At 58.0% G+C, this 24,954-nt stretch carries 29 protein-coding genes and 1 tRNA gene; 7 read left to right on the forward strand and 23 right to left on the reverse strand.

Going from position 1 to position 24,954, the window contains the following annotated elements; genetic code table 11:
* Positions 1–11: 11 nt before the first annotated feature.
* The 6 genes from N7578_RS11600 to N7578_RS11625 form a co-directional block, all read right to left on the reverse strand.
* Positions 12–500: a low molecular weight phosphatase family protein gene (locus N7578_RS11600; protein WP_311110480.1), complete on the reverse strand. Its 489-nt coding sequence runs from the start codon at positions 498–500 to the stop codon at positions 12–14.
* Between the two features lie 2 nt (positions 501–502).
* Entirely contained in the window at positions 503–976 is a 474-nt protein-coding gene (locus tag N7578_RS11605; RefSeq protein WP_311110481.1) for a UPF0262 family protein, read from the reverse strand.
* A gap of 3 nt (positions 977–979) precedes the next feature.
* The gene (hisD, locus tag N7578_RS11610) at positions 980–2,278 is read right to left on the reverse strand and encodes a histidinol dehydrogenase (protein WP_311110482.1); all 1,299 of its coding nucleotides are present in this window, start codon (positions 2,276–2,278) and stop codon (positions 980–982) included.
* Positions 2,279–2,406: 128 nt separating this feature from the next.
* A complete protein-coding gene (locus N7578_RS11615) occupies positions 2,407–2,853 on the reverse strand; it encodes a DUF2948 family protein (protein ID WP_311110483.1) in 447 nt (148 codons plus the stop codon).
* Positions 2,854–2,967: 114 nt separating this feature from the next.
* Positions 2,968–4,260: a UDP-N-acetylglucosamine 1-carboxyvinyltransferase gene (gene murA, locus N7578_RS11620; RefSeq protein WP_311110484.1), complete on the reverse strand. Its 1,293-nt coding sequence runs from the start codon at positions 4,258–4,260 to the stop codon at positions 2,968–2,970.
* Between the two features lie 117 nt (positions 4,261–4,377).
* Positions 4,378–4,611 (reverse strand): hypothetical protein, encoded by a 234-nt coding sequence (locus N7578_RS11625; protein ID WP_311110485.1) that lies wholly within the window; start codon positions 4,609–4,611, stop codon positions 4,378–4,380.
* Positions 4,612–4,766: 155 nt separating this feature from the next.
* On the opposite strand from N7578_RS11625, the gene N7578_RS11630 reads away from it, so the two are divergent.
* Positions 4,767–4,841 (forward strand) — tRNA-Thr (locus tag N7578_RS11630).
* Between the two features lie 198 nt (positions 4,842–5,039).
* Here N7578_RS11630 and N7578_RS11635 read toward each other — a convergent pair.
* The 17 genes from N7578_RS11635 to N7578_RS11715 form a co-directional block, all read right to left on the reverse strand.
* The gene (locus tag N7578_RS11635) at positions 5,040–6,251 is read right to left on the reverse strand and encodes a flagellin (RefSeq protein ID WP_311110486.1); all 1,212 of its coding nucleotides are present in this window, start codon (positions 6,249–6,251) and stop codon (positions 5,040–5,042) included.
* A 264-nt stretch (positions 6,252–6,515) separates the two neighbouring features.
* A complete protein-coding gene (locus tag N7578_RS11640; protein ID WP_311110487.1) occupies positions 6,516–7,727 on the reverse strand; it encodes a flagellin in 1,212 nt (403 codons plus the stop codon).
* A 337-nt stretch (positions 7,728–8,064) separates the two neighbouring features.
* Positions 8,065–9,234, reverse strand: coding sequence for a flagellin (locus tag N7578_RS11645; protein WP_311110488.1), 1,170 nt, complete (start codon positions 9,232–9,234; stop codon positions 8,065–8,067).
* A gap of 343 nt (positions 9,235–9,577) precedes the next feature.
* A complete protein-coding gene (gene fliP, locus N7578_RS11650; protein WP_311110489.1) occupies positions 9,578–10,315 on the reverse strand; it encodes a flagellar type III secretion system pore protein FliP in 738 nt (245 codons plus the stop codon).
* Positions 10,312–10,818 (reverse strand): flagellar basal body-associated FliL family protein, encoded by a 507-nt coding sequence (locus N7578_RS11655; RefSeq protein ID WP_311110490.1) that lies wholly within the window; start codon positions 10,816–10,818, stop codon positions 10,312–10,314. The genes fliP and N7578_RS11655 overlap by 4 nt, the downstream gene beginning before the upstream one ends.
* A 28-nt stretch (positions 10,819–10,846) precedes the next feature.
* A complete protein-coding gene (gene flgH, locus N7578_RS11660) occupies positions 10,847–11,563 on the reverse strand; it encodes a flagellar basal body L-ring protein FlgH (RefSeq protein ID WP_311110491.1) in 717 nt (238 codons plus the stop codon).
* Positions 11,560–12,096, reverse strand: a complete 537-nt coding sequence (locus N7578_RS11665) for a MotE family protein (RefSeq protein ID WP_311110492.1) — start codon at positions 12,094–12,096, stop codon at positions 11,560–11,562. Before N7578_RS11665 ends, flgH begins: the two co-directional genes overlap by 4 nt.
* The gene (locus tag N7578_RS11670) at positions 12,093–13,214 is read right to left on the reverse strand and encodes a flagellar basal body P-ring protein FlgI (protein ID WP_422646704.1); all 1,122 of its coding nucleotides are present in this window, start codon (positions 13,212–13,214) and stop codon (positions 12,093–12,095) included. Before N7578_RS11670 ends, N7578_RS11665 begins: the two co-directional genes overlap by 4 nt.
* Complete coding sequence (gene flgA / locus N7578_RS11675; RefSeq protein WP_311110493.1) at positions 13,211–13,696, reverse strand: flagellar basal body P-ring formation chaperone FlgA; 486 nt, start codon at positions 13,694–13,696, stop codon at positions 13,211–13,213. The genes N7578_RS11670 and flgA overlap by 4 nt, the downstream gene beginning before the upstream one ends.
* A 20-nt stretch (positions 13,697–13,716) precedes the next feature.
* A complete protein-coding gene (flgG, locus tag N7578_RS11680; RefSeq protein ID WP_311110494.1) occupies positions 13,717–14,505 on the reverse strand; it encodes a flagellar basal-body rod protein FlgG in 789 nt (262 codons plus the stop codon).
* 20 nt (positions 14,506–14,525) lie between these two features.
* The gene (locus N7578_RS11685; protein ID WP_311110495.1) at positions 14,526–14,861 is read right to left on the reverse strand and encodes a flagellar hook-basal body complex protein FliE; all 336 of its coding nucleotides are present in this window, start codon (positions 14,859–14,861) and stop codon (positions 14,526–14,528) included.
* Positions 14,858–15,277 (reverse strand): flagellar basal body rod protein FlgC, encoded by a 420-nt coding sequence (gene flgC, locus N7578_RS11690; protein ID WP_311110496.1) that lies wholly within the window; start codon positions 15,275–15,277, stop codon positions 14,858–14,860. The genes N7578_RS11685 and flgC overlap by 4 nt, the downstream gene beginning before the upstream one ends.
* 4 nt (positions 15,278–15,281) lie before the next feature.
* Positions 15,282–15,674 (reverse strand): flagellar basal body rod protein FlgB, encoded by a 393-nt coding sequence (flgB, locus tag N7578_RS11695; RefSeq protein WP_311110497.1) that lies wholly within the window; start codon positions 15,672–15,674, stop codon positions 15,282–15,284.
* 161 nt (positions 15,675–15,835) lie between these two features.
* Positions 15,836–16,396, reverse strand: a complete 561-nt coding sequence (locus N7578_RS11700) for a hypothetical protein (RefSeq protein ID WP_311110498.1) — start codon at positions 16,394–16,396, stop codon at positions 15,836–15,838.
* A 4-nt stretch (positions 16,397–16,400) separates the two neighbouring features.
* Positions 16,401–17,807, reverse strand: a complete 1,407-nt coding sequence (fliI, locus tag N7578_RS11705; RefSeq protein WP_311110499.1) for a flagellar protein export ATPase FliI — start codon at positions 17,805–17,807, stop codon at positions 16,401–16,403.
* A gap of 11 nt (positions 17,808–17,818) precedes the next feature.
* Complete coding sequence (flgF, locus tag N7578_RS11710) at positions 17,819–18,553, reverse strand: flagellar basal-body rod protein FlgF (RefSeq protein ID WP_311110500.1); 735 nt, start codon at positions 18,551–18,553, stop codon at positions 17,819–17,821.
* A 1-nt stretch (position 18,554) separates the two neighbouring features.
* Positions 18,555–19,334: a DUF1217 domain-containing protein gene (locus N7578_RS11715; RefSeq protein WP_311112481.1), complete on the reverse strand. Its 780-nt coding sequence runs from the start codon at positions 19,332–19,334 to the stop codon at positions 18,555–18,557.
* A 183-nt stretch (positions 19,335–19,517) separates the two neighbouring features.
* Here N7578_RS11715 and motA point away from each other — a divergent pair, with 183 nt between their 5' ends.
* The 6 genes from motA (at position 19,518) to N7578_RS11745 (ending at position 24,690) form a co-directional block, all read left to right on the forward strand.
* Positions 19,518–20,390 (forward strand): flagellar motor stator protein MotA, encoded by an 873-nt coding sequence (gene motA / locus N7578_RS11720; protein ID WP_311110501.1) that lies wholly within the window; start codon positions 19,518–19,520, stop codon positions 20,388–20,390.
* Positions 20,387–21,346 carry a FliM/FliN family flagellar motor switch protein gene (locus N7578_RS11725; RefSeq protein WP_311110502.1) on the forward strand — a complete coding sequence of 320 codons (960 nt, stop codon included), beginning with the start codon at positions 20,387–20,389 and terminating at the stop codon, positions 21,344–21,346. The genes motA and N7578_RS11725 overlap by 4 nt, the downstream gene beginning before the upstream one ends.
* Before the next feature lie 65 nt (positions 21,347–21,411).
* Complete coding sequence (gene fliN / locus N7578_RS11730; protein WP_311110503.1) at positions 21,412–21,966, forward strand: flagellar motor switch protein FliN; 555 nt, start codon at positions 21,412–21,414, stop codon at positions 21,964–21,966.
* Positions 21,967–21,993: 27 nt separating this feature from the next.
* The gene (fliG, locus tag N7578_RS11735) at positions 21,994–23,037 is read left to right on the forward strand and encodes a flagellar motor switch protein FliG (protein WP_311110504.1); all 1,044 of its coding nucleotides are present in this window, start codon (positions 21,994–21,996) and stop codon (positions 23,035–23,037) included.
* A gap of 128 nt (positions 23,038–23,165) precedes the next feature.
* Entirely contained in the window at positions 23,166–24,248 is a 1,083-nt protein-coding gene (gene flhB, locus N7578_RS11740; RefSeq protein ID WP_311110505.1) for a flagellar biosynthesis protein FlhB, read from the forward strand.
* A 4-nt stretch (positions 24,249–24,252) separates the two neighbouring features.
* Positions 24,253–24,690, forward strand: a complete 438-nt coding sequence (locus tag N7578_RS11745) for a hypothetical protein (protein WP_311110506.1) — start codon at positions 24,253–24,255, stop codon at positions 24,688–24,690.
* Positions 24,691–24,954 lie beyond the last annotated feature (264 nt).

Consider the following 24,954-nt stretch of genomic DNA (forward strand, 5'->3'; position numbering starts at 1 on the left):
TCGCTAATTCGTCAATCTTTTTGCAGCGTATCTGATGCAGGCGCAGGCCGCTTCGGCAGCCTTTCGGAAATCAGTCGCGCCAGGTGGTCCCGCACCTCGCGATAGGCGTCGAGAATCTGCTCGCGCGTGCCTGTGGCGACTGTCGGATCCATGGTTGGCCAGTAGACGACATCCAGTGAATTGGACCGCGTGAGTTCCAGTGCCGTATGATGCGCTTCCGGTGTCAGTGTAATGATAAGATCGAAAAAATCGTCTTCAATCTCATCCAGCGTACGTGGCTTGTGTTTGCCGAGCGAAAGCCCCTGTTCTTCCAGAACCGCATCCACGAAGGGATCGCGCTCACCCGCCCGCACACCGGCGGACTGGATATAGATGCCGGGCGCCACCAGCCGTTTGGCGATGACCTCAGCCATTGGAGAGCGGATGGAGTTCATGCCGCACATGAAAAGGACCGATCTGGGCGCGCGCCCTTCGTTCGGAACTGCGGCCGGGTCGCTCATGCCTAACCCCGCCAATAGAGCACGCAGACAAGGGTAAAGAGGCGGCGCGCCGTGTCGAAATCCACCTGTATCTTGCCTGAAAGCCGGTCCATCAACGTTTGAGAGCCATCATTGTGGATGCCGCGTCTACCCATGTCGATCGCTTCGATCTGGCTTGGGGTGGAAGAGCGTATCGCCTCGTAATAGCTTTCGCAGATCAGGAAATAGTCCTTGATGATACGACGGAATGGGGTGAGCGACAGAATATGTGTCGCGACGGCTGTTTCATCTTCTGTCCGGATTGAAAAAACCAGCTTGGAATCGACCAGCGACAGTGAGAGCCGATATGGCCCGCCCTCATGGCCAACCGGCTCGAAACTGTTTTCCTCGATCAGATCGAAGATGGCGACGGCGCGTTCATGCTCGACATCGGGTGTGGACCGGCCAATGCTTTCGTCCAGCACCACATCGCAGAGCCTGAATTCGCCTGATGCCATATCTTATCCTTCCGGATTGAGGCGAATGGCGACGGAGCGCGCGTGGGCGTCCAGGCCTTCGGAGTGTGCAAGCGTGATGGCAGCCGGTGCTAGTTGACGAAGTTGTTCCGGCCCCAGCCGCAGGATAGACGTGCGCTTGACGAAATCCAGCACGGAAAGGCCGGACGAGAAGCGCGCCGAGCGTGCTGTTGGTAACACATGGTTGGAGCCGCCGACATAATCGCCGATGACTTCCGGCGTATGGCGGCCAACAAAGATCGCACCCGCATTGCGGATATTCGCCATCAGCGCGTCAGGGTCGTTGACCGCCAATTCCAGATGTTCGGCGGCGATACGATTGGCGAGCGGAATTGCGTCGGCAAGAGCTTCGACCAGAATGATCGCTCCGAAATCGGCCCAGCTCGCCGTTGCCGTTTCCGCACGCGACAGGCGCTTCAGCTGCCGCTCGACAGCCGCTTCCACGGCCTTGCCGAGATCGGCGTCATCGGTAATCAGGATGGACTGCGCGCCGCGGTCATGCTCCGCCTGGGCCAGAAGATCGGCCGCCAGCCAGTCCGGGTCATTGTCCTTATCGGCAATCACGAGGACTTCGGAGGGACCGGCGATCATGTCAATGCCGACCGTACCGAACACCTGCCGTTTCGCCGCTGCAACATAGGCGTTGCCGGGGCCGACGATCTTGGCAACCGGCGAAATCGTCTCCGTGCCGTAAGCCAGCGCCGCAACGGCCTGCGCTCCGCCGATACGGTAGATTTCCTCGACACCTGCAATCTTTGCAGCGGCCAGAACCGCAGGATTGATCGCACCGCCATTGGCCGGCACGACCATGACGATGCGGTCTACGCCGGCGACCTTGGCCGGAACGGCGTTCATCAGGACCGAGCTTGGATAGCTCGCGGTGCCGCCGGGTACGTACAGGCCGACGGCTTCGATGGCGGTCCAGCGTGATCCTAGCCCCACACCGATCTCGTCCTCGTAGATATCGTCCTTCGGCATTTGCCGGGCGTGGTGTTTCTCGATGCGCTTTGCCGCCAGTTCAAGGGCGTCCAGAACCGTCCGGTCAACAGATGCAACGGCTGCATCGATTTCAGCTGCCGTGACGCGCATCGGTGCCTTGGAAAAATCGAGGCCGTCGAACTTCAGGGTATAATGGGCAAGAGCTGCATCGCCGCGATGGCGAACGTCGTCGATGATCTCACGAACGGTTGCGTTTACGTCTTCCGAAACTTCCCTTTTGGTTGTCAGGAAGGCCGCAAATTTCTGTTCGAAATCAGCCGATGCCCGCTCCAGCAAGATTGCCACGTCTTTACCCTTTCACTTGATCCCCGCAACGGTCTGCGGGGTCATACCATGCGCCGCAAAAACATTTGCGGCTCTGGTAAGTGGCATAAATCGAAACAGGCAGGAAAGGCAACCTTTCCGACGCGCTGTCACGCTTGTTCGGCGTCGGGGTGATGTGGTTTTGCGGCAGTTTCCCATGCGCCGCTGACATCGGTCAGCTGTGCTTCGATGCATTCCACATCGATGGCGATTGCGCCGCCGCCTGATAGGGTAAGTTCCACGGTGCCGTCAGGTCCATCCTGCTTCTGGTCGAAGCGGATCGCCAGCAGCGAAAGCACCTGTTCCTTGTCTGTCCGGTTGACATTGTGCGAACGCACGGCCGACACCCGTTTGAGAACGAGAACGCTACGGCAGCGTTCCGGAGGGTGACCCTTCTTGCTGGCCTCCTCCCAGACGAAACGATTGGCGGAAAGGCTGAATTGCCCATATTTCGGTTCGAAGGAAACGTCTTTCAGCTTGAAGACGCTGTCCTGCATGTGAGTCGAGATGACGGAGAGATCGTCTGTGTCCAGCGCGAGCAATTTGAGGCCGCTCATCATTTTTCTTCCTTTGTTGCGGTGCGGGCCGCTATTCCCTTTACTTGTATAGGAAATAGGCAGTCGAAGCCCGCTCTGCAACGGTAAGACGAAAGATGAGCGGCGAAGACCTCATCAATCGCTGACGCGCTCGACCAGAGCGCCGCAACGCGTGAGTTTTTCTTCCAGACGTTCGAAGCCACGGTCGAGATGATAGACGCGGGACACCATCGTCTCACCCTCCGCCGCCAGACCGGCGATGACGAGCGACACGGAAGCGCGCAGGTCGGTTGCCATGACGGGGGCACCCTTGAGGCGCGATACGCCCTCGATGCGCGCCATCTGGCCGGAGAGCGAAATCTTCGCACCCAGACGGGCCAGTTCCTGAACGTGCATGAAGCGGTTCTCGAAGATCGTCTCGGTAATGTGCGAGACACCCTGGGAACGGGTCATGAGCGCCATGAACTGCGCCTGAAGGTCGGTCGGGAAGCCGGGGAAGGGTTCCGTAACGACATCCACCGGCTGAATACCGTTGCCATTGCGCACGATGCGAAGACCCGTTTCCGTATCGGTGATGTCCACACCCGCGAGCTTCAGCGTGTCGAGCGCGTTATCAAGAAGCGATGCGTGCGTGCCTTCCAGAACGACGTCGCCGCCGGTCATGGCGACGGCCATGGCGTAGGTTCCCGTTTCGATGCGGTCAGGCAGAACGCGGTGACGTGCACCGGAAAGCGACGTTACGCCTTCGATGGTGATGGTGGAGGTGCCAGCGCCTTCGATCTTTGCACCCATTGCGCTCAGGCAGCGTGCCAGGTCGACGACTTCCGGTTCGCGTGCGGCGTTATGAATGACGGTGGTACCCCTTGCGAGCGTAGCTGCCATCAGCATGACGTGGGTTGCGCCCACGGAAACCTTTGGGAAGGTGTAGGTCGCGCCGATCAGGCCGCCCTTGGGCGCCGTGGCGTTGATATAGCCGCCATCGATTTCCATCGTCGCGCCAAGCGCCTGCAGGCCGTCGATGAAGAGATCGACAGGACGGGTGCCGATGGCGCAACCGCCCGGCAACGAAACGCGCGCTCTGCCTTCACGTGCCAGCAACGGGCCGATGACCCAGAAGCTTGCGCGCATCTTGGATACCAGCTCATAGGGAGCGGTCGTATCGACGATGGTACGGCAGGTGAAATGAATGGTGCGGGAATAGGCTTCGCCCTGGCTTTCGCGACGGCCATTGACGGAGATGTCGACGCCATGGTTGCCGAGGATACGGACGAGCTGCTCGACGTCCGCCAGATGCGGCACGTTTTCCAGTGTCAGCGTATCGCTGGTCAGAAGCGAGGCGATCATCAACGGCAGTGCGGCGTTTTTAGCTCCGGAAATCGGTATGATGCCATTGAGTTTATTGCCACCCGTAATTCTGATGCGATCCATTCGTCCCTACGGGCGTGCGCCCGCCTTTCTTTGCGTGCCTTGTGCGGAAAGTGCGCGTCTTTAGCCGAATTTCCGCGGCGTTTCAATTTTTTGCCCTTCCGGGCGTTTTACAATTCTCTATGACGATGATTCGTCCGTTTTTGCGGCGGGCAGACCATTCGTCTCATCCGCATCTCCGGCGCGTCGCGCCCGTGCCTGCTGTTTGCGCCGTTGGAGGTTTTCACGAAGCTTTTTCGCGGCGCGGGCTTTTCTTTCCGCTTCGCGTTGCTTCGCCGTATCGCCCGGCCCCGCCTGCTGTTTGCCGCTCGCAGGCGCGTGGTGCGGTTCGTTGTCTGTCTGATTGTCGTTCATGGGCTGAGCAATAGCCGAAAATTGAAGTTTTCAACAGAGGGTGACGTTTTTTGTCCCTCTCATTGATTTAGTCGCAATTTGCGACTTGCGCTCGCCAGATACCTATGGCATTAGGCGCCACGCTTGATGTTGAAGCAAACGCTTCGGCACCGGATGCTGCTATAGCTCAGGGGTAGAGCACTCCCTTGGTAAGGGAGAGGCCGAGAGTTCAAATCTCTCTAGCAGCACCATTTTCCCCAATAAATCAAAATCTTATGTAGAGCCTGTGTTCTGCCGCGTGTCCGCGTCTGCCTAACCGCTTACGCGTTTTTTTGCGTTTGCTTGTCCCAAACGCGAAAACCGCGCTTCGATGAAGCGCGGTTTCCGTATCCGAGATATTCTGTTGCTGCCAGAGCGGGACGAAACCGCCCGTAGCCATTGGGCGCCGCTTACTGACGGAATAGCGACAGGATATTTTCGGAGCTGCTGTTTGCGATGGAGAGCGACTGGATTGCCAGCTGCTGCTGCGTCTGGAGAGCCTTGAGGCGTGTGGATTCTTCGTTCATGTCGGCGTCAACCAGACGACCGATACCGCTGTCGATCGAGTCTGTCAGCTTGGAAACGAAGTCTTCCTGAAGGTCGATACGGGTCTTGATCGAGCCGAGATCGGAAGCCGCGCTCGTCATGGTTTCGAGTGCAGTGTCGACCATGGTGATCAGGCCGTTGAGCTGATTTTCCGTGGTGTTACCGTCGATGATGAAGGTCGAAACCGTCGTCTGGCTGGTCGATGCCGCCGTGTTGGTGGTGTCAACGGCCCAGGTTGCGCTGCCCGAGTCCGTCGCCGCGACTTCCTGCGTTGGAACCGTCGTCTGGTCAACGGCTGCAACCCACTTGTCGTCGCCGACCTTGACGTAGTTGGCAGCAACGTAGCCAGCCGTGCCGGGGGTGCCGACGACTGTCGCGCCGGTCGCGACCTTGCCGCTGGAGTCGAAAGCTGCGCCGTTGGCGATGACCTGCTCGGTCGTGTAGGTCTGGACGTTAGCGGACGTGACCGTACCGCCAATGTTGATGTTGAGGACCGCGCCATCGCCTTCGATGTTGTTCAGCTTGTCGAGGATACCGGACTTTGCACCGGCGGTCGTGTCGAAGAGAACGTTCTTGTCGGTAAAATCATACTCGACCTTCTTGACGGAAACGCCACCGGAGGAGTCGCGGACGAAGGAGGCGACGACGTTGGCGGAGGTGTTGACTTCAGCCTTCAGCCAGTTTTCACCGGAGAAGGAAGCGGCTTCGGAAATGCTCGTCAGCTGCTGCTGAAGCTGGGAAATTTCTTCCTGGATCTTCGTCTTGTCGACGCCGTCTTCGGTTGCTGCAACCAGCTTGTTCTTGATTTCCTTGACGACTTCAACAGCCGATTCCATGCCGGAGTAAGCGGTGTCGATCTTGGCGGCGCCGAGGCCGAGGGCGTCCTGCACGGCGGAAAGTGCGCCGTTGTCCGACCGCATGGTGGTCGCGATCGACCAGTAAGCGGCGTTGTCGGATGCGGTTGCAACGCGCAGACCGGAAGAGACGCGCCCCTGTGTTTCTTCCATGCTCTTGTCGATGGAGCGCAGCGTCTGGAGAGCCGACATTGCTGCGATGTTGGTAAGAATGCTCGTCATGGTAAGTGCCCCTTGATTGGCTAAAGGAAAAGGGACATTCCGGATTTCGCCGGTGAACGAAAGAGCGGCCTGATGCCTGTTAACCTCTGCTTCGTCTTGGTTAACCAATCGTTTCGATGGGGCTTTTGTAAGTCGCGATTGGTTAACAAAAACTAAAGCGGGGGATGGAAAAATTAATAAACGGGCGCGTGGCAGCGTAAAAAATTAAAAAAGGGCCGCGCTTGCGAGAAGCGCGGCCCTTTTTTCGTGATGTGACTGTTACGATTAACGGAACAGCGTAACGATGTTCTGCGAGTCGCTGTTTGCGATGGACAGAGCCTGGATTGCCAGCTGCTGCTGCGTCTGCAGAGCCTTGAGGCGCGTGGATTCTTCGTTCATGTCGGCGTCAACCAGACGGCCGATACCGCTGTCGAGCGAGTCGGTCAGCTTGGAAACGAAGTTTTCCTGGAGGTCGATGCGGGTCTTGATCGAGCCGAGATCGGAAGCCGCGCTCGTCATGGTCTGATAGGCCGTGTCGACCATGGAGATCAGGCCATTGAGCTGGTTCTCGGTTGTGGTGCCGGTGATTGTGAAGCTCGAAACGGAAACGTTCGGAGTGGTCGCAACTGCCGTGTTGGTGGTGTCAACGGCCCAGGTTGCGGTGGTCGAGTCCGTTGCGGCGACTTCCTGCGTTGGAACCGTCGACTGGTCAACGGCTGCAACCCACTTGTCGTCGCCGACCTTGACGTAGTTGGCAGCAACGTAGCCAGCCGTGCCGGGAGTGCCGACCACTGTCGCGCCGGTCGCGACCTGACCGTTGGTGTCGAAAGCTGCGCCGTTGGCGATGACCTGTTCGGTCGTGTAAGTCTGGACGTTAGCGGACGTGACCGTACCGCCAATGTTGATGTTGAGGACGACGCCATCGCCTTCGATGTTGTTCAGCTTGTCGAGGATACCAGCCTTTGCGCCGGCGCTCGTGTCGAACAGGACGTTGGTGGCGTCGAAGTCGTAAGCGACCTTCTTGACGGAAACGCCACCGGAGGAGTCGCGGACGAAGGAGGCGACGACGCTTGTGGAAGTTCCGACGTCGGCCTTCAGCCAGTTTTCGCCGGAGAAGGAAGCGGCTTCGGAAATGCTCGTCAGCTGCTGCTGAAGCTGGGCGATTTCTTCCTGAACCTTCGTCTTGTCGACGCCGTCTTCGGTTGCTGCAACCAGCTTGTTCTTGATTTCTTTTACGACTTCGATTGCCGATTCCATACCGGAGTATGCGGTATCAACCTTTGCGGCGCCGAGGCCGAGAGCGTCCTGAACGGTAGAAAGCGCTTCGTTGTCGGAACGCATGGTGGTCGCGATCGACCAGTAAGCGGCGTTGTCGGAAGCTTCGCCGACGCGCAGACCGGAGGAAACACGGCCCTGCGTGGATTCCATATCCTGGCCGATGGTACGCAGCGTCTGGAGAGCCGACATTGCTGCGATGTTGGTAAGAATGCTCGTCATGATAAGTTGCCCCTTTAATGGCGTACTGAGAAGGGACATTCCGGAGTGTCACCGGGAAAAGGCGTGCAGCGTCATGCCTGCTAACCATTTAATAATTAAGGTTAACTCGCCGTTTCTCTGAGGACTAGCTAACCCCCGTTTAGTTAATGAACACCTAAACGGCAGAGAAAATGATGCATCTTTTGATTTAAATTTTCAACTCTCGCGTGCGCGCGCGTAGCAGATCGGATTTAAGAAACGGTGAAGGCCGCCGCTGTTTCCAGCGGCGGCCTTCATTGTTTTCTGTTCATGCCTTTGGTCGGCCCCCCAGCCCCTGAAGGCTATGAGACTGTACCGATTAACGGAACAGCGACAGAACGTTCTGCGAGTCGCTGTTTGCGATGGACAGAGCCTGGATCGCCAGCTGCTGCTGCGTCTGGAGAGCCTTCAGCTTGGTGGACTCTTCGTTCATGTCAGCATCAACCAGACGGCCGATACCCTTGTCGAGCGAGTCGGTCAGCTTGGAAACGAAGTTTTCCTGAAGGTCGATACGCGAAGACAGCGAACCGAGGGTCGATGCTGCGCTCGTCATGCTCTGGTAGGCGTCGTCAACCATGGAGATCAGGCCATTGAGCTGAGTTGCCGTGGTGTTGGCGTCGATCGAGAAGGTCGAAACCGACGTCTGGTTGGTCGAAGCCGCGGTGTTGCCCGTATTGATGGCCCATGCAGTGCCATCCGTACCGGTTGCGGCGACTTCCTGCGTGGAAACCGTGCTCTGGTCTACAGCCTGAACCCAGGTGTCGTCATCCAGCTTGACGTAGTTGGTGGCGCCGGTGGCAACCTTGCCGTTGGCATCGAAGGTCGCGCCGCTGGCGATAACCTGGTCGGTCGTGTACTTGTTGACGTTGACCGACGAAACGGTGCCGGCGGTGTTGACGTTGACGACGATACCATCGCCTTCGATGTTGTTCAGCTTGTCGAGAATGCCCGACTTTGCACCGGCGTTCGTGTCGAACAGAACGTTGGTGGCGTCAAAGCTGTAGTTTACCTTCTGAACGGATACAGCGCCGCTGTCGTTACGAACGAAGGAAGCGACAACGCTCGTCGTTGCACCGACTTCTGCCTTCAGCCAGTTTTCACCGGAGAAGGAAGCGGCTTCGGAAATGCTCGTGAGCTGCTGCTGCAGCTGAGAAATTTCTTCCTGAACCTTGGTCTTGTCGATACCGTCTTCGGTAGCGGCAACCAGTTTGTTCTTGATCTGCTTGACGACTTCCAGTGCCGATTCCATGCCGGAAGCAGCAGTGTCAACCTTTGCAGCACCGAGACCAAGGGCGTCAGAAACAGCGCCGAGGGCTTCGTTGTCGGAACGCATGGTGGTGGCGATCGACCAGTAAGCGGCGTTGTCAGAAGCCGAACCAACACGCAGGCCCGAAGAAATGCGGTTCTGGGTATCTTCCATGTTGGAGGAGATAGAACGCAGCGTCTGCAGAGCGGACATTGCATTGATGTTGGTGAGAATGCTTGTCATGATATTCGTGTCCCTTGGTTTACGAAATACGGAGTTGGGGACATTCCGGACTTACGAAAATTACCGGTCACAGCGATTCGGCATCATGCCACTCGGCTCCGCGTTTCTTTCGCGACGGAGGCCAAACCCGCTGTGTGTGAGAGGCAATTTCGCAGCCAAGCATTGCCGGTTTCTTAACGCGCTGGGTTTCGCACGCACCGAGATTTAATATGGTTTACATAGGCTTAGGGTATATGGTTAGCCAGAAGCTGACAAAGATGGTTAACGCGTAAAGACCGCGTTGCAGAACAGCACAAAGCAGCCCCACGTCATGCGCGGAGCTGCTTTGCTGCGATCTGAAATGTCAGTTGAACGATCTGACGAGGCTGCCGACGAGCAGGTTCCAGCCGTCGATCAGCACGAAGAAAAGAATCTTGAACGGCAGTGAGATCGAAGTCGGCGGCAGCATCATCATGCCCATGGCCATGGTGATGGTGGCGACGATCAGGTCGATGACCAGAAACGGCAGAATGATGAGGAAACCGATTTCGAAGCCACGACGGATTTCCGAGAGCATGAACGCCGGAACCAGCACACGGTAATCGATGACGTTTTCCGTCATGACTTCCTGTCCGCGTTCACGAGCGATGTCCACGAACAGTTTCAGGTCCTTGTCACGGGTATTGGCCGACATGAAGGTCCGAAAAGGTTCGGCGATGCGGCTCACCGCCTCCTGCTCGTTGATCTGGTTCTGCAACAACGGCTGTACGCCGTCCGTCCAGGCTTTGTCGAACGTCGGCGACATGACATAGAAGGTCATGAACATGGCCATGGACAGCACGATCATGTTGGACGGTGTTGTCGCCAGTCCCATGCCTGAACGAAGGATCGAGAACGCGATCACGAAGCGGGGGAAGCTCGTGACCATGATGAGGATGCCGGGGGCGACCGAAAGGACCGTAAGAAGTCCGAACGTACGGATGATCCATGCAGCCACGGAGCCGTCCACCTGCGTATTGAACAGCTCGGACGGGAATTGCTGGGCGTTGGCAAGACCCGGCAAGACGAGAAGGACGGCGAGGGCTACAAAAAATCGAATCATTCGATGACAAAGGTCCGGAACATGACCTTGGATACGCGCCCCTGGGAGCGCAGGTCAACTCGTTCCTGAATGTCATCCTTAAGATATTGAAAGCCGCGTGGCCCTTCGAGTTGCTGCAGGGACACAGTCCTTACATAGGCGAGGATATCCTGGTGGATATCTTCCGCCATTCCCACCTCTACCGGTCCCTTGAACATGAGCGCCACTTCGAGCCGCACCCAGTTGGTGGAAGGGTAGGCCAGATTGGTCGTGATGGGGTCGAGCTGCACGATGCCGTTGGGTTCGGCAGGTATCTTGGGGATACCTTCTTCCGTGCCTTCGCCGTGGCCACCCGCCGCTGCCTGCTCATGGGCGGTAGCTTTGGCCTTGGCGATGTTCGGTGCAATCATCCCGCCCAAAAACCAGCCGCCGCCACCGCCCAGAACGGTCAGAATGGCAATGCCGACGATGGTCATGACCAGAGGGGAGGATTTCTTCTTGCCCTCTGCCTGTTCGTTTTCCATGGGTCAGTCCCGCTCCCGCATGCCGGCGTCAGATGGGCGAGAACAGGTCGACGACCTGCTGCCCGACCGGGGGTTGCTGCACTTCCGTCAGACGTCCGCGGCCGCCGTATGAGATACGGGCCTCGGCGATGCGCTCGTAGGAAATCATGTTCTGCGCATCGACATCCTGCGGACGAACGATACCGGCCACGTTGAGGATACGGATTTCATGATTGACGCGCACTTCCTGCGAGCCGCTGATGATGAGGTTGCCATTCTCCAGAATGCCGGTGACGACGGCAGCGACGAGCAACGTCAGCTTTTCTGAGCGCTTGGTCTTGCCCTTGCTCTGCGTGTCGGTATCCGAACCGTAGGTGATGCTTGAGTCCGCCTGCGGGTTCCAACCGAGAATTTCGGCATTGGCCTTCCAGTTCAGGCCGCTGGCGTTGGTGCGGTTCCGCTCCGTCTCGTTGTCGAAATCGGCCTTGTCGTTGATCTGGATGTTCACGGTCAGGATGTCGCCGATGTTGAGCGCACGAAGATCCTTGAACAGCGCACCCTGGGAATCGCTCCACAGCGAATAGCCGCTGGCCATGTGCTTGGGCTGCTTCGGATACATGCCCATCTGCGGCGTCTGACTGAACTGCAGACCGCTGCCGATCGGGCTCATCGAAGGCGCGTTGCCGATTTCCTTCAGGGTCTGGTTGTTCTGGCAGCCGGCAAGCAAGGCGAGCGGCAAAAGGAGGGCCGGAATACGCGAGGTCATGAAGGGTCCTTCGAGGTGTTCGGGTCGGTTGCCTGCGACATGATCCCGGCGACGGTGGCCGCTTTTGCGGCGTCCATCTCGCTGAGGATCAGGCCCGACTGGCGTGGGGGAAGCTGCATGATGATCGCTGCCGCGATTTCCTCATGCATTTTCTCGAGCTGGGGTGCGGCCGCATCGGCTTTCATCGTCTTGTAGACGTCAACCAGATTGGCTTTTGCCTGATTGAGGAAGTGGTTGCGGCGCGCCAGCCAGTCCTCGTATTCCGCCTTGCGGTTTTCGAGAACGGTAATGCGTTCGTTGACATCCGCCTGCAGCTTTTCGAGTTCCTGTTTCTGCAGGAGATAACGCTGATCGCGTGCCGCATCGGCGATATTGGTGCAGAAACGCTGGATCTCGTCCTGGGTGCTGAGCTCGGAGACAACATTCTGCTGGCTTTCCGCCCCGGCCGCAGGAAGCAGGAACAGCAGGGAAGCGACCGCCGCGAACCGGCAGAGCTTATCGGAAAGACTGCTATTGTGTTGAACGTTCATCATTGCAGCACGAGCTCCGCCTGAAGGGCGCCGGCGGATTTGATGCCTTGCAGGATGGCGATGATGCCGTCCGCCTTGAGCCCGATGCTGTTAAGACCGGCAACCAGTGTGCGAAGGTCTGGACCTTCCACGATGGCAACCTTGCTGCCTTCCTGCATTGCCATGATATCCGTCTGCGGCTGCATCGCGGTTTCACCACGTGAGAAGGGCGCTGGCTGGATCACCTGCGGCGACTCGGTCACCTGCACTGTCAGCGTACCGTAGCTGACCGCGACGCGGGAAATGCGCACGTCCGCACCGATCACGATGGTGCCCGTCCGTTCGTTGATGACGACCTTGGCAGGCGTATCGGTTTCCACTGTCAGGTTTTCGATCTCGGCCATCAGGCGCGTCAGGTCTGCCGTACGCGGCTTCTGAACGCCGATTTCCTGTGAATCTCGCGGCTCGGCAATCGCGTCGCCATATTTTGCGCGGGCAAAGGCGTTGACGACATCCGCCACTCTTACAGCGGTTGAAAAATCGGGGTTACGAAGCTGCAGAACGAGATTGACAGAATCCTTGAACTTGGACGGCAGCTCGCGCTCGATGATGGCACCGTTGGGAACGCGTGCCGAGGTCGTGACACCCTGTGTCAGCGTTGCGGCATCACCCTGCGCGGAAAAACCGTTGACGATCAGGGCGCCCTGCGCGACGGCGTAGATCTGGCCGTCCGCGCCCGAAAGCGACGTCATGATGAGCGTGCCGCCGCGCAGCGACGATGCGTCGCCAAGCGAGCTGACGCTTACGTCCACACGGCTTCCGGGGCTGGCAAATGGCGGAAGGTTTGCCGTCACCATCACCGCTGCGATGTTTTTCGCGTTGGACTGACCGCCCTGAGTCGTGATGCCGAGGTTCTGCAGCATGGCGCGCATCGACTGCTCGGTGAAGGGCGAAGAGCGCAGGCTGTCGCCCGTGCCCTGCAGGCCCACGACGAGGCCGTAGCCGATCAGCTGGTTGTCACGACCCGCCTGAAGCGACGCGATGTCCTTGATCCGCGAAGTATCGGCCTGAACCGGAAACGCAGACAGGAAGGGGAGGGCAGCGGCCAGAAACGCCGTGGCCAGAATACGCAAGCTTCTCATTTCGCCATCACCTGGATAGTGCCGTCCTTCATCACCGTGCCATTGACGATGACGCCGGAATCGATGTTGCGCACACGCACCACATCGCCCATCGAGCCATCGGTCATTGGTGTTCCGTTGGCCATGAGCGTCATGTTGCCGATCGTGAAGACGAGTTTGACGTTGGTGCCCCTTGTCACGAGCGAAGGCTCGCGCAGGGCGGCAATCGGAATGGTCCGTCCGGGCAGCAAGGTCTGTTTTGAAATCATGCCTTCGACTTCGCTGACGTCGCTGGCGTAACCCGACGAGATGTTGGGGTTGGTCACTTCCACCGGCTTGACCTGATCGGGCGAGATGGTTTCGCCAGGATAGATCGTGCGTGTCGGAACAAGTGCCACCGGCGTCTGCGCCGCAGCGGCCATGGCCGTCAATGAAATGGCGGACGTCAGGAACAAACGGACGAACGCCGTTCTGTAGCTGCTATTCTTCTGGCTAAACCTCATGTCCGCCCGCCTTTCCGTTTTTACTTCAGATTCTTGCTGACAATCGACGCCATTTCGTCGGCCGTGGTGATGACCTTTGAATTCATTTCGTACGCGCGCTGCGCCGTGATGAGGTCGGTGATTTCCTTGACGGCATCGACGTTGGAGCCTTCGAGGTAGGACTGCTTGATGTAGCCGAAGCTCGGATCGTCCGGTACGGCGACCACAGCGTCGCCGGAAGCGGGCGTCTGCGCGAAGAGGTTATCGCCGAGCGGCTTCAGGCCGGCCTCGTTGGCGAAGTTTGCAATTGTCAGCTGGCCGAGTTCCGTGAATTCCGCCGCATTGCCGATACGTGCCGTGACCTGTCCGGTCCGCGTGATGGTAATGTCCTGCGCGTCGGTCGGAATGTTGATATTCGGAATGACGTTATAGCCGTCGATCGTCACAAGATCGCCATCCGCATTCTTGTTGAATGCGCCGGCGCGGCTGTAGAGCGTCGAGCCATCTGCGGCTTCGATCTGGAACCAGCCCTGTCCGATGATCGCCACGTCGAGCTTGTTGCCCGTCTCGATCAGGTTGCCCTGCGTGTGGATGTTACGAACGGCGGACGTCTGCACGCCAAGGCCGATATTCGCGCCTTCGGGAACGATCGCCTGGTTGGCGCGGTTTGGCACGCCCTGCATACGCTCGGTCTGGTACAGAAGGTCGGTAAACTCCGCACGCGCGCGCTTGTAGCCGGTGGTGTTGATGTTGGCGATGTTGTTGGCGATGACTTCCAGGTTGGTCTGCTGGGCGTCCATACCGGTGGCAGCGATGGCAAGAGCTCTCATGTCTTTAACTTTCCCTGGTGCTAGATTTGCATCTTGGTGATGTCGAGGTAAGCCGACACGATTTTGTCGCGGATCGCGATCGCGGTCTGCAGCGACTGTTCGGCCGACAGCATCGCATCAACGACTTCGCGGGTATTCGCCTTGCCCTGAATGCCTTCGAAGGACGAGACTTCCGCCTTTTTCAGGCTGTTCATCGCATCCACGGACATGTTGCCGAGAACACTCGCGAAGCTCATTCCCGTCTGCTGGCCGGGCGATACCTGCTGGCCGCCGAGAACATCGTCGGTCAGCGAGGAGACGCCGTTGACACCACGTGTCAGGGAGAGGGAGCTGATCTGCTTGATACCGTCAATCATTGCGATGCTTTCAGAAGGTCGATGGTGGAGGCAACGAGGTCGCGTGTCTGGCGGATGACCTGAAGATTGGCGTCATAGCTGCGGTTTGCCTCGCGCATGTCTGCCATTTCGATCAGGATGTTGACGTTTGGCATCTTCACCATGCCGTTCGTGTCTGCCGCCGGATTGCCGGGATCGTATTCGTGAATGAAGTCGCCCCGGTCCACGCCGAGCTTCTTGACCGCCACGCGCTCGACGCCGCTCGCACGGTCCAGTTCGGTGCCGAAGGTTACTGTCTTGCGGCGGTAAGGATCAGCGCCGGGAGTGTCGCCGGTCGATCGGGCGTTGGCGATGTTTTCCGAAACGATGCGCAGGCGGGTGGACTGTACTTCCAGTCCGCTGCCGGCGATCTTGCTTGCCGCGCTCAAGGGATCCATGAGTTTACCTCTTTACCGTCATCAACATCATGCGATGGAAGGATTTGACGAGATTGGTGCTCAGTTCGTACTGACGCTTGATCTCGCCGGTCTTGGTCATTTCGGCAGCCAGAGCGACGGTGTTTCCGGACTCCTGCACACCGATTTCGTCATTGGCCTCTGTCTCTCTCAGTTCGACGTTGTCGCTGAGATTGCTTGCGCCGAAATGAGCTGGATGGGTCTTTGCCATGCCCACCTGCTGGCCGGTGGACTGCATGACAGCCTCAAACGGGCTGATGTCCTTCGCGCGGTACTTGGGGGTGTTGGCGTTGGCGATGTTGGTCGCCACGACTTCCTGCCGCACGCTCAGCCATTCCGCTTGGCGGGATGCCAGTTCGAATAGTTGAATCGGTTGCATAGACTTCTCCATTTCGTATGGCCCGAACCTACGGGGCCAATCTTGCGTCAGACTTACGGACGGGACGAAGATGGAGAAGAGACTGAAAAGCTGCCGCTTCATCATCCTTGAAAACAAAAAAGCGCGCCGACGGCGCGCTTTTCAATTCGAAGCCGGACGGTTTATTCCCCGGGGTAATACGTTCTGCCGGAAGATGTTTCGATCAGCCACTCGCCGTCGCGCTGTTCGATCTTGGTCAGCTGCGTGTTGTCGGGCATCGTGGAGCCGATACGGACCATGTACATCCCTGAGCCGTCCTCGATCAGCGCACGACCGTTCGAGACATGCAGCAGCCGGAAGGAGGTCTTGCCCGGAAACGGTTGGTCAGCCCGTGCGGCTGCAAGGTCGTTCTGTTTTTCCTTGCCGTCATCGTTCACGGTTGCCGTCGTCAGCATGTCCGGCAGTTCGGCGGGCGGGATATCAGTCTTGTTCCGGTTGGTCATCGCCAGGGGAGAAACGCTGAAGACTTCGCGTGGTCCCGTATGCGGCAGATCGCGCGTGCGATCTCCCTCCGCGACCTTTATCGCGAACTTGTCCTCATTGAAGAACACGTACCAGGGAAAGAATGCCGCTGCGGCGGCAAGCCCGATACCCGTCCAGGCAAGGATGCGATCCGGGGTGAAGAAGACCTTCTGCACCTGTTCCGGCGCGTTTTCTTCGATGTTTTCCTGTGTCTGTTTCACGGGGTCAGCCCCTCATTCTCTGGTTGGCCTGCGCCTGGGGGTTCTGCGCGCCGCCACGCAGGGCGGTTGCGAGATCGGCGTAGGCATCCTGTGCGGATGGTTCGCTTGGAAGCTGTTTCAGCGTTTCGTAGATGATGGGAACCTGCTTTACCGCCATGTCGAGGTCAGGATCGGTGCCCGGCCTGTAGCCGCCGATAAGGCGAAGATCGCGGGTTTCCTCGTAGCGGTGCACCAACGATTTCAGCCGCGACACGAGTTTTTCCTGATCCGGTGTCCATGCCTTTTTTGCAAGACGCGAGATCGAGGCCAGCGGGTTGATCGGCGGATAACGACCTTCTTCGGCGAGGCTGCGATCCAGCACGATATGCCCGTCGAGGATACCGCGGGTGGAATCGGCGATAGGGTCGTTATGATTGTCGCCGTCGACCAGGATCGAGACGATGGCGGTGATCGTGCCGGTGCCTTCGGCACCCGGACCGGCGCGCTCCAGAAGGCGCGGCAGTTCGGTGAATACCGAAGCCGGATAGCCACGCGCGACCGGCGGCTCGCCGGACGCGACAGCCACCTCGCGGATAGCGTGGGCAAAACGGGTCACGCTGTCGATGATGAGAAGGACGTCGTCGCCCTTGTCACGGAAATGCTCCGCGATCGTCACGGCCGAAAGCGAGGCCATCTTGCGCAGCATCGGGCTTTCATCACTGGTCGCGACGACGGCGATGGATTTCGCCATGTTCTCGCCCATCGTGTCCTCGATGAACTCGCGCACCTCGCGTCCGCGCTCGCCGACGAGTGCGATGACCACCTTGTCGAAGGCATCGGCCTTGGCCAGCATCGAAAGCAGGGTGGACTTGCCGACGCCCGAGCCGGCGAAGATGCCGAGACGCTGGCCGAGGCAAAGAGGCGAGAAGATATCGATGGCCCGCACGCCCGTCTTGAACGGCGTCTCCACGCGTTTGCGCGTCATCGAGGGTGGGGCGTTGTTGGAAATCGAGCGGCGATCCGTACCGGAGGCGAGAGGACCGCCGCCGTCGATCGGTTCGCCGAGCGCATTGATCGTGCGCCCGCACCAGCTGTCGTCCGGTGCCACGCGGAAAGCGCCCTTGCGGATGACCGTGTCATGGATGCCGATCGGCTCACCGGGTTCGATGGGGCATACGTAGCAGATATCCGGCTCCACACGCACCACTTCGCCCAGATGAATACCGGTCGCGCTGCGATGAGCGACGAACTCGCCGAGCCTGACATGCCGCGAGAGGCCAGAAACCGTATAGTGCCCGGCTGCGATCGTGCGGACATGCCCGCCAGGCGCAACGGAAAACTCCGGGCTTGCGTAATGTGCGGCAAGGCTTGCGAGCTGGGCGAGTTTCGGGGAAACGGCATCCGCCGTCAGCAGGGATTCCGGCATTGTCATGCGTCAGGTCCTCAGCGCGCGCCGCCCAGTGTCTTGATACCCTCGCTGAAGGTGGATTCCGTGTCGCGCATCAGCGAAGAGATGCTCTCGAAAGCACGGTTGACCTGGATGAGCTGCGTCATCTGGGAAATGCCGTTGACGTTGGATTCCTCGAGATAACCCTGAACGATACCGACCTCGTGGTTGTTCACGACCGGAACCGGCTGGGCCACGGTGGATACGCCGCTGTTGGGATGACGCAGGAAGCCCTGCGAGAAATCTGCCTGAAAGATGCCGAGGGTGGCAGCGATGTTGTCGTTCTGGCGGATGGCGCCATCAAGACCGACAGTGATGGGGCCACCGTTCGGATTGAGCTGGATGGGTCCGCCGCCTGCGTCGAGAACCGGATAACCACTCGAGGAAACCAGCGCGCCATCCGGACGCATCGTGAAGCGACCGTCGCGCGTCAGAACCTGGCCGTCGGGCGTGTCCAGCGAAAACCATGCATCGCCCTTGATGGCGAAATCGAACGAGTTGCCGGTCTGTTCGAACGCACCCTGCCGGGTGGACAGGTAGTCGTTGCCCTGTGACACGAACGCGATCTTGGCGTTCATGTCGTTACGGGTCTTTGCGATCATCTCATCGAATTTAACTTCGGAGCCGCGAAAGCCGACCGTGTTCACATTCGCCATGTTGTCGGAGATTGTGGTGAGACGACGCTCAAGCGCGATCTGCGAGGAAAGGGCGACGTAAAGTCCGGATTGCATATCATTTGCCTCCGAGTTTCAGGGAATTGATGGAAATAAGCAGGTCCGGCGAAATGCCGTAGCCGCTGGAGGAGCCGAAAACGGCAAGGGGATCGTAGCTTGTCGAGGGATTTTGCATTTCCCACATGATGGTGAAGCGCTCCAGCAGCTTGCCCACCTTTTCAGGATCTTGCAGATCCTTGATATTGATGGTCTTTTCGATCAGCGCGGCCTGTTTGTCGACATCGGTTGCGGCAAACTCGTCGGGCAGGTTGAACGTGGTGCGAAACACCTGCGCCAGCGCGTCGTCGGTCAGAAAATCCATTCCGGACGTAATCGTCGGCGCCATCCGTTCGAAATAGAGGGCAAGCCGCACGCCGGTATTGTCGTCACCGGCTTCCTGCTCCAGCGTCGAGCGCGTGTATTTGCTGACGATGCCGGCCTTCGCCGCTTCGGTCGAGGTTGCGTCGGCGCCATCCGCGGCGAAATTCAGAGACTTCGCCAGATCCGCGTACCGGCTGTCGGACAGCTTGTTGGCGAAAGCATCCTTGTCCGTCACGCCTTCGGTGAGAACCTTGCGGATAAAAGCCTTGGCATAGGCCATGTCTTCGAGCCCGTGGGCCTTCAGTGCATAGTTATAAAGCCGTGTGTCGGCCATGAAGTCGTCGATGGATTTCACGTCGGAAATCTTCGACAGATAGTATTCGGTTTCGCGCGCCACATCCGGTTGCCTGGACACACGGTCGAGAGACTTGCCGATGTCCTGGCTGATCAGTTGGTAGCTGGTGTAGGTCGACGTCACGGGGAATACCGTTCTCTTGTTGATGACAGGGCGCAGATCCGCCTTTGCATCCATTGTGGCGTCGGTTGCTTGCGCGAAGCTGTTTGGTCGGAACGGTCAGGAATGATGGGTTACGGACAGGTTCACGCAAGCCACATTTTCTAGAGATGGTCGCATGGAACACTGTTCGGGCGTGGTCGATCAATGAATATCGTAATTGGACTTATAATCACATTCGGCTGCATCATCGGCGGCTACATGGCAATGGGCGGTCATCTGGACGTTCTTTTTCAGCCTTTCGAACTGGTGATTATCGGCGGTGCCGGTCTTGGCGGCTACATCATGGCAAACCCCATGAAGGTCGTTAAGGATTCGGGCAAGGCGCTGGGCGAGGCCTTCAAGCACTCGGTCCCGAAAGAGCGTAACTATCTCGACGTGCTGGGCGTTCTTTATTCGCTGATGCGCGACCTGCGCACGAAATCGCGAAACGAGATCGAAGCGCACATCGACAATCCCGACGAATCCTCGATTTTCCAGGCCGCGCCGTCGGTTCTGAAGAACAAGGAGCTGACGTCGTTCATTTGTGACTATGTGCGCCTGATCATCATCGGCAATGCCCGTAGCCACGAAATCGAAGCGTTGATGGATGAGGAAATCGAAACCATCCTTCATGACAAGCTGAAGCCGTATCACGCCATCACCACGATGGGTGACTCTTTCCCGGCTATCGGTATCGTCGCGGCGGTTCTCGGCGTTATCAAGGCCATGGGCAAGATCAACGAATCGCCTGAAGTGCTCGGCGGCCTCATCGGTGCCGCACTCGTCGGCACCATGCTCGGTATCATTCTGTCCTACTCGATCTGCAACCCGATTGCGTCACAGGTCAAGATCGTCCGTACAAAGCAGCACCGCCTCTACATCATCGTCAAGCAGACGCTGATCGCCTACATGAACGGCTCTGTGCCGCAGGTCGCACTCGAATACGGCCGCAAGACGATCTCCAACTACGAGCGTCCTTCGATCGATGCCGTTGAGCAGGAAATGATGAATCCTGGCGGCGAAAACAAGGCGGCATGACCATGGCAAAAGCTGCACAGCAAAGAGCACCGGCAATCGATAGCGCGCTTCTGGCAAAATTGACGGGCGGTCTTTCTGACCGCAAGACGGTTGCCAAGATCGGTACGGATATCGGTCGCCTCTATAGCGAGTTTCTTCCGGATATCTTTCACAGCGAAACCGGTATCGCCATCGAGGTGGAATATATCGGGTCCGAATCCGGACTGATGACCGATCTGATCGCCAATATCGGCGAGAACTTCTCGGTCGCCGACTGCTCGCTGCGCAACTGGTGCCCGAATTTCATGATGGCCGTTGGCAACGGCTTTGTCATCGCTCTTATGGAGCGCATGCTGGGTGCTGCACCGGACACCATTGGTGAGCCCGACGAGCGCAGCCTGTCGCACATCGAGATCGATCTTGCGGCCATGGTGCTCGGCCGTATCGGCGGGATTCTCCGCTCCGGCGTCAATGCTCCGGGCGGCTTTGAGGCGACGATCGACCCGCCTTTCAATTCCAACGGCAAAAGCGCTTTCGATGAGCAACTTGCTGGCTTGTACGGCATGACGATCCGGATGAAGATCGACATCGGCAAGGTGTCTTCGGAATTCGTTCTTATCGTTCCGCAGCGCCCGCTGTTGAAAACGTCCATCGTCGCTCCCAAGCCTTCAGCCCAAGCGTTGAAGAAGCAGGAGGAATGGATGGAAATGATTTCGGAGCAGGTGAAGAGATCGCAGGTTACGCTTGAAGCCCGGATCACGCTTGAGACGTTGACGCTGAAGACAATCTCCCGATTGATGGTGGGTGACGTCATTCCATTCCAGGCTGCCAAGCAGGACGACATAGGCGTGGAGGTCAGCGCCAATGGCTCCAAGCTCTACAATTGCGAATTCGGCAAGTCCGGCGAACGCTACATGGTTCGTGTCAAAAACAATGTCAGTACGGATGACGAGATCCTACGACATTTGATGAGTTAAAACTTGGCCCGCCCTTTTCGGGTTTTGGGCAGGCTGACGCAAGTTTCAAAGGGAATAATCAGCGCATGGCTACGAAGAAAACACCTGTGACCGACGATGCGGCGTTGCCGTCACTAGATGACGGTAACGAAATCGATCAGGCTATCGGCGATCTGCGCGGCGTCCTCAAGACGGACGCTGAGGGAGCTCTGTCCGCTTTTGGCGACTTCGGAGATTTCGCGGACGCAGGCGATACTGCGCAGGATACAGATCTGTCGGCCTTCGGCAGCAGCGCGGAAAGTTTCGGAGCCAGCAGCTTTGCAATGGACGATTTCTCGGCGGCGCCGGAAATCGGCGGCATCAAGGCACCGCTTGGCAGCGGGCTGTCCGACAACCTCGATCTCATCATGGACATCCCGATCGATGTCCAGATCGTTCTTGGCACAAGCCGTATGCTCGTGTCGGGTCTGATGAGCCTCGAAGAGGGTGCAACCATCGCCCTGGATCGGAAAATCGGAGAGCCGGTCGAGATTATGGTCAACGGCCGTCGCATCGCACGCGGCGAGATTACGGTTCTTGAAGACGACGATACGCGCTTCGGCGTGAAGCTGATTGAAGTAATGAGTACGAGAAAAGCCTGATCCCTGTGGGGACGGAGAGGAAAGACCATGATGGACTTTGAGGATTTCGGTAACCCGGTGGCAGGGAAGCCGTTGTCTCAGGCCGACAAGGCGGCCGCGGTGCTTCTGGCCATGGGGAAGGGCGTTGCAGGCAAGCTGCTGAAATTTTTCACGCAGCATGAACTGCAGATGATCATTTCCTCGGCCCAGACACTGCGCGTCATTCCTCCCGATGAACTGGCGCAGATCGTTGCCGAGTTCGAGGACCTGTTCACGGAAGGAACGGGTCTGATGGACAACGCCAAGGCCATCGAAAGCATTCTCGAAGAAGGTCTGACACCTGAGGAAGTGGATAGCCTTCTCGGTCGCCGCACCGCTTTCCAGGCATATGAGGCATCCATCTGGGATCGTCTTCAGGACGCCGAGCCGGATTTTGTCGGCAAATTCCTGCTGCGCGAACATCCGCAGACCATTGCCTATATCCTCTCCATGCTGCCGTCCTCCTTCGCAGCGAAGGTTCTTCTCACCATCCCTGAAGAACAGCGCGCCGACATCATGAACCGTACGGTCAACATGAAGGAAGTCAGCCCCACCGCCGCGCAGATTATTGAAAAGCGCGTCGTGAACCTGATCAATGAAATCGAAGCCGAGCGCAATGCAGGTGGTTCGACGAAGGTGGCCGACCTCATGAACGAACTCGACAAGCCGCAGGTCGATACGCTGCTCAGCTCGCTCGAAACGCTCAGCAAGGAAGCAGCCAACAAGGTCAAGCCGAAGATCTTCCTCTTCGACGACCTTATGTTCATGCCGCAGCGCAGCCGTGTCATGCTGCTCAACGACGTTTCCGGCGATGTTCTCACCATGGCGCTGCGTGGCGCCACGGCGGAAATCAAGGAATGTGTCCTGTCGAGCATCAGCCCGCGCCAGCGCCGCATGATCGAATCGGACCTTGCCGTACCGCAGGCGTCGATCAACACCCGCGAAGTGGCGATCGCACGTCGCGCGGTCGCGCAGGAAGCCATCCGTCTCGCCAATTCCGGACAGATCCAGCTGAAGGACGTCACGGAAGACGCACAACCGGCGGCCGCCTGAGCGGAAGCCGGTTGATAACCTGGCAGGTTACCGGAACGGCCGTTGCGATCCGCGGCCCTGGTCGTTAGTTTCCTCATAACGGGCCTGCCGGAATCGGCGGGCCTTTTTTTGATCGCAGGGAACGTGCCGTGTCGGACGATCAGGACAAGGACAGTAAAACAGAAGATCCCACGGAGAAAAAAATCCGTGATGCGGCCGAAAAGGGCAATCTGCCTTTTTCGAGGGAAGTGCCGATCTTCGCCTCGTCGCTTGCCTTTTATTGTTACCTGGTTTTCTTTCTTCCGGAAGGCGCCGGTCGTATCGGTGAAACACTGAAGGATCTTTTCGGCCAGCCCGAGCAATGGAACCTGTCGGCGCGCACGGATGCGATTTCGCTTCTGTTTTTCCTGAGCAAGGCGATGGCATACCTGCTGTTGCCTGCCATGCTGCTTTTCATGGTTTTCGGCCTTGGATCGTCTATTCTCCAGAACCTGCCGTCACCTGTTCTGGAGCGGATCAGGCCACAATGGTCGCGTGTATCTCCCGCAAAGGGTTTCACCCGCATTTACAGCAAGCAGGGTTTTGTCGAGTTCGGCAAATCCATCTTCAAGATCCTGATCGTATCGATCATCATGTTCTTCTCGCTGCGTGGCGAGTATTACAACATCATCGATCTGATGTTCTCCGATCCGCAGGTCATTTTCGTCAAGCTCATCGAAGTCGTCAAAAAAATGATGATCGTTATCCTTTTGTCGACAGCGCTGCTGGCGGCGGTGGACGTGCTCTGGACGCGTCACCACTGGTTCAGCCAGCTGAAGATGACCAAACACGAGGTGAAGGAGGAGTTCAAGCAATCGCAGGGTGACCCGGTGGTCAAGTCGCGCCAGCGCTCGATTGCTCGGGACCGGGCCCGTCGGCGCATGATGAACAATGTTCCGCGCGCCACGCTCGTGATCGCCAATCCGACGCACTTCGCGATTGCGCTTCGTTATGTCCGGGAAGAAAACGACGCGCCCGTCGTCGTTGCCAAGGGGCAGGACCTTATCGCATTGAAAATCCGCGAGATTGCGGAAAAGAACGATATCCCCGTTTTTGTCGATCCTCCACTTGCACGCTCCATGTTTGCGCAAGTCTCGGCCGATAGTGTGATTCCACCAGTCTTTTACAAGGCTGTCGCTGAACTCGTTCATCGGGTTTACGCCAAGAAGTCACCGACATTACGGGTTCAATAACTAAATGAAAAAATGCCCTTTTTCTGAACAGCGGGAAATGATTGTTGCAGAGGCTATCAACCCTATCGCAACGGAATTGCGCCTGCTCGACCCGGCTGATTTGATTTCATTGCTCAGATTCGAGTGCTACGGCAGCATCGCCGACCTCGTGTCCTCAGCCGCGGAGCTTTATTATCATCCCGGCACCATCAATTTTGGTGCTGGCGGCGAATACAGATTGGAATGGGAAGGCGTTCCGGAGATCGTTCTCGATCTGGAACTGAAGCCGAAGGGCGCCACGGTTTATGCGCAATTGACCCTGGCAGCCGAGCATGCGGCGATCGAGATCAATCACATCTCGTTCCAGAACCCTTCTGAAAATCCGGATGAAAATACGGAATTTCTCCGCCGGAGCTTCCAGGAAGCACGTTTCGTGCCCACCCGGCAGGATGAAACTGCCTGATTCTTCACGCGCTTTTCATTGAAAATCCGCTGCGTCTGCCGGAAGGGTAGGCGCAGCGTTTGGCTGCGGACGGCTGTTTCTCGCGTGGAAGAAGCGCTCTAGCTTGCCTGAAGCCTGTCATGTCGATTGAATTAGTTAACGAAATTCAAGGAACGGCTTGCAAATCAGCGTAGTTGTTTGTTACGTATCGTATTAACGATTTGTTAACGAACGACAGGTCGCGATGGCTCGTTTAAGCTGTCGCTGATGCGCATGATGCTTCTG

Origin of the sequence: Agrobacterium tumefaciens (assembly GCF_031801495.1) — a bacterium.
Taxonomy (GTDB): Bacteria; Pseudomonadota; Alphaproteobacteria; order Rhizobiales; family Rhizobiaceae; genus Agrobacterium; species Agrobacterium tumefaciens_K.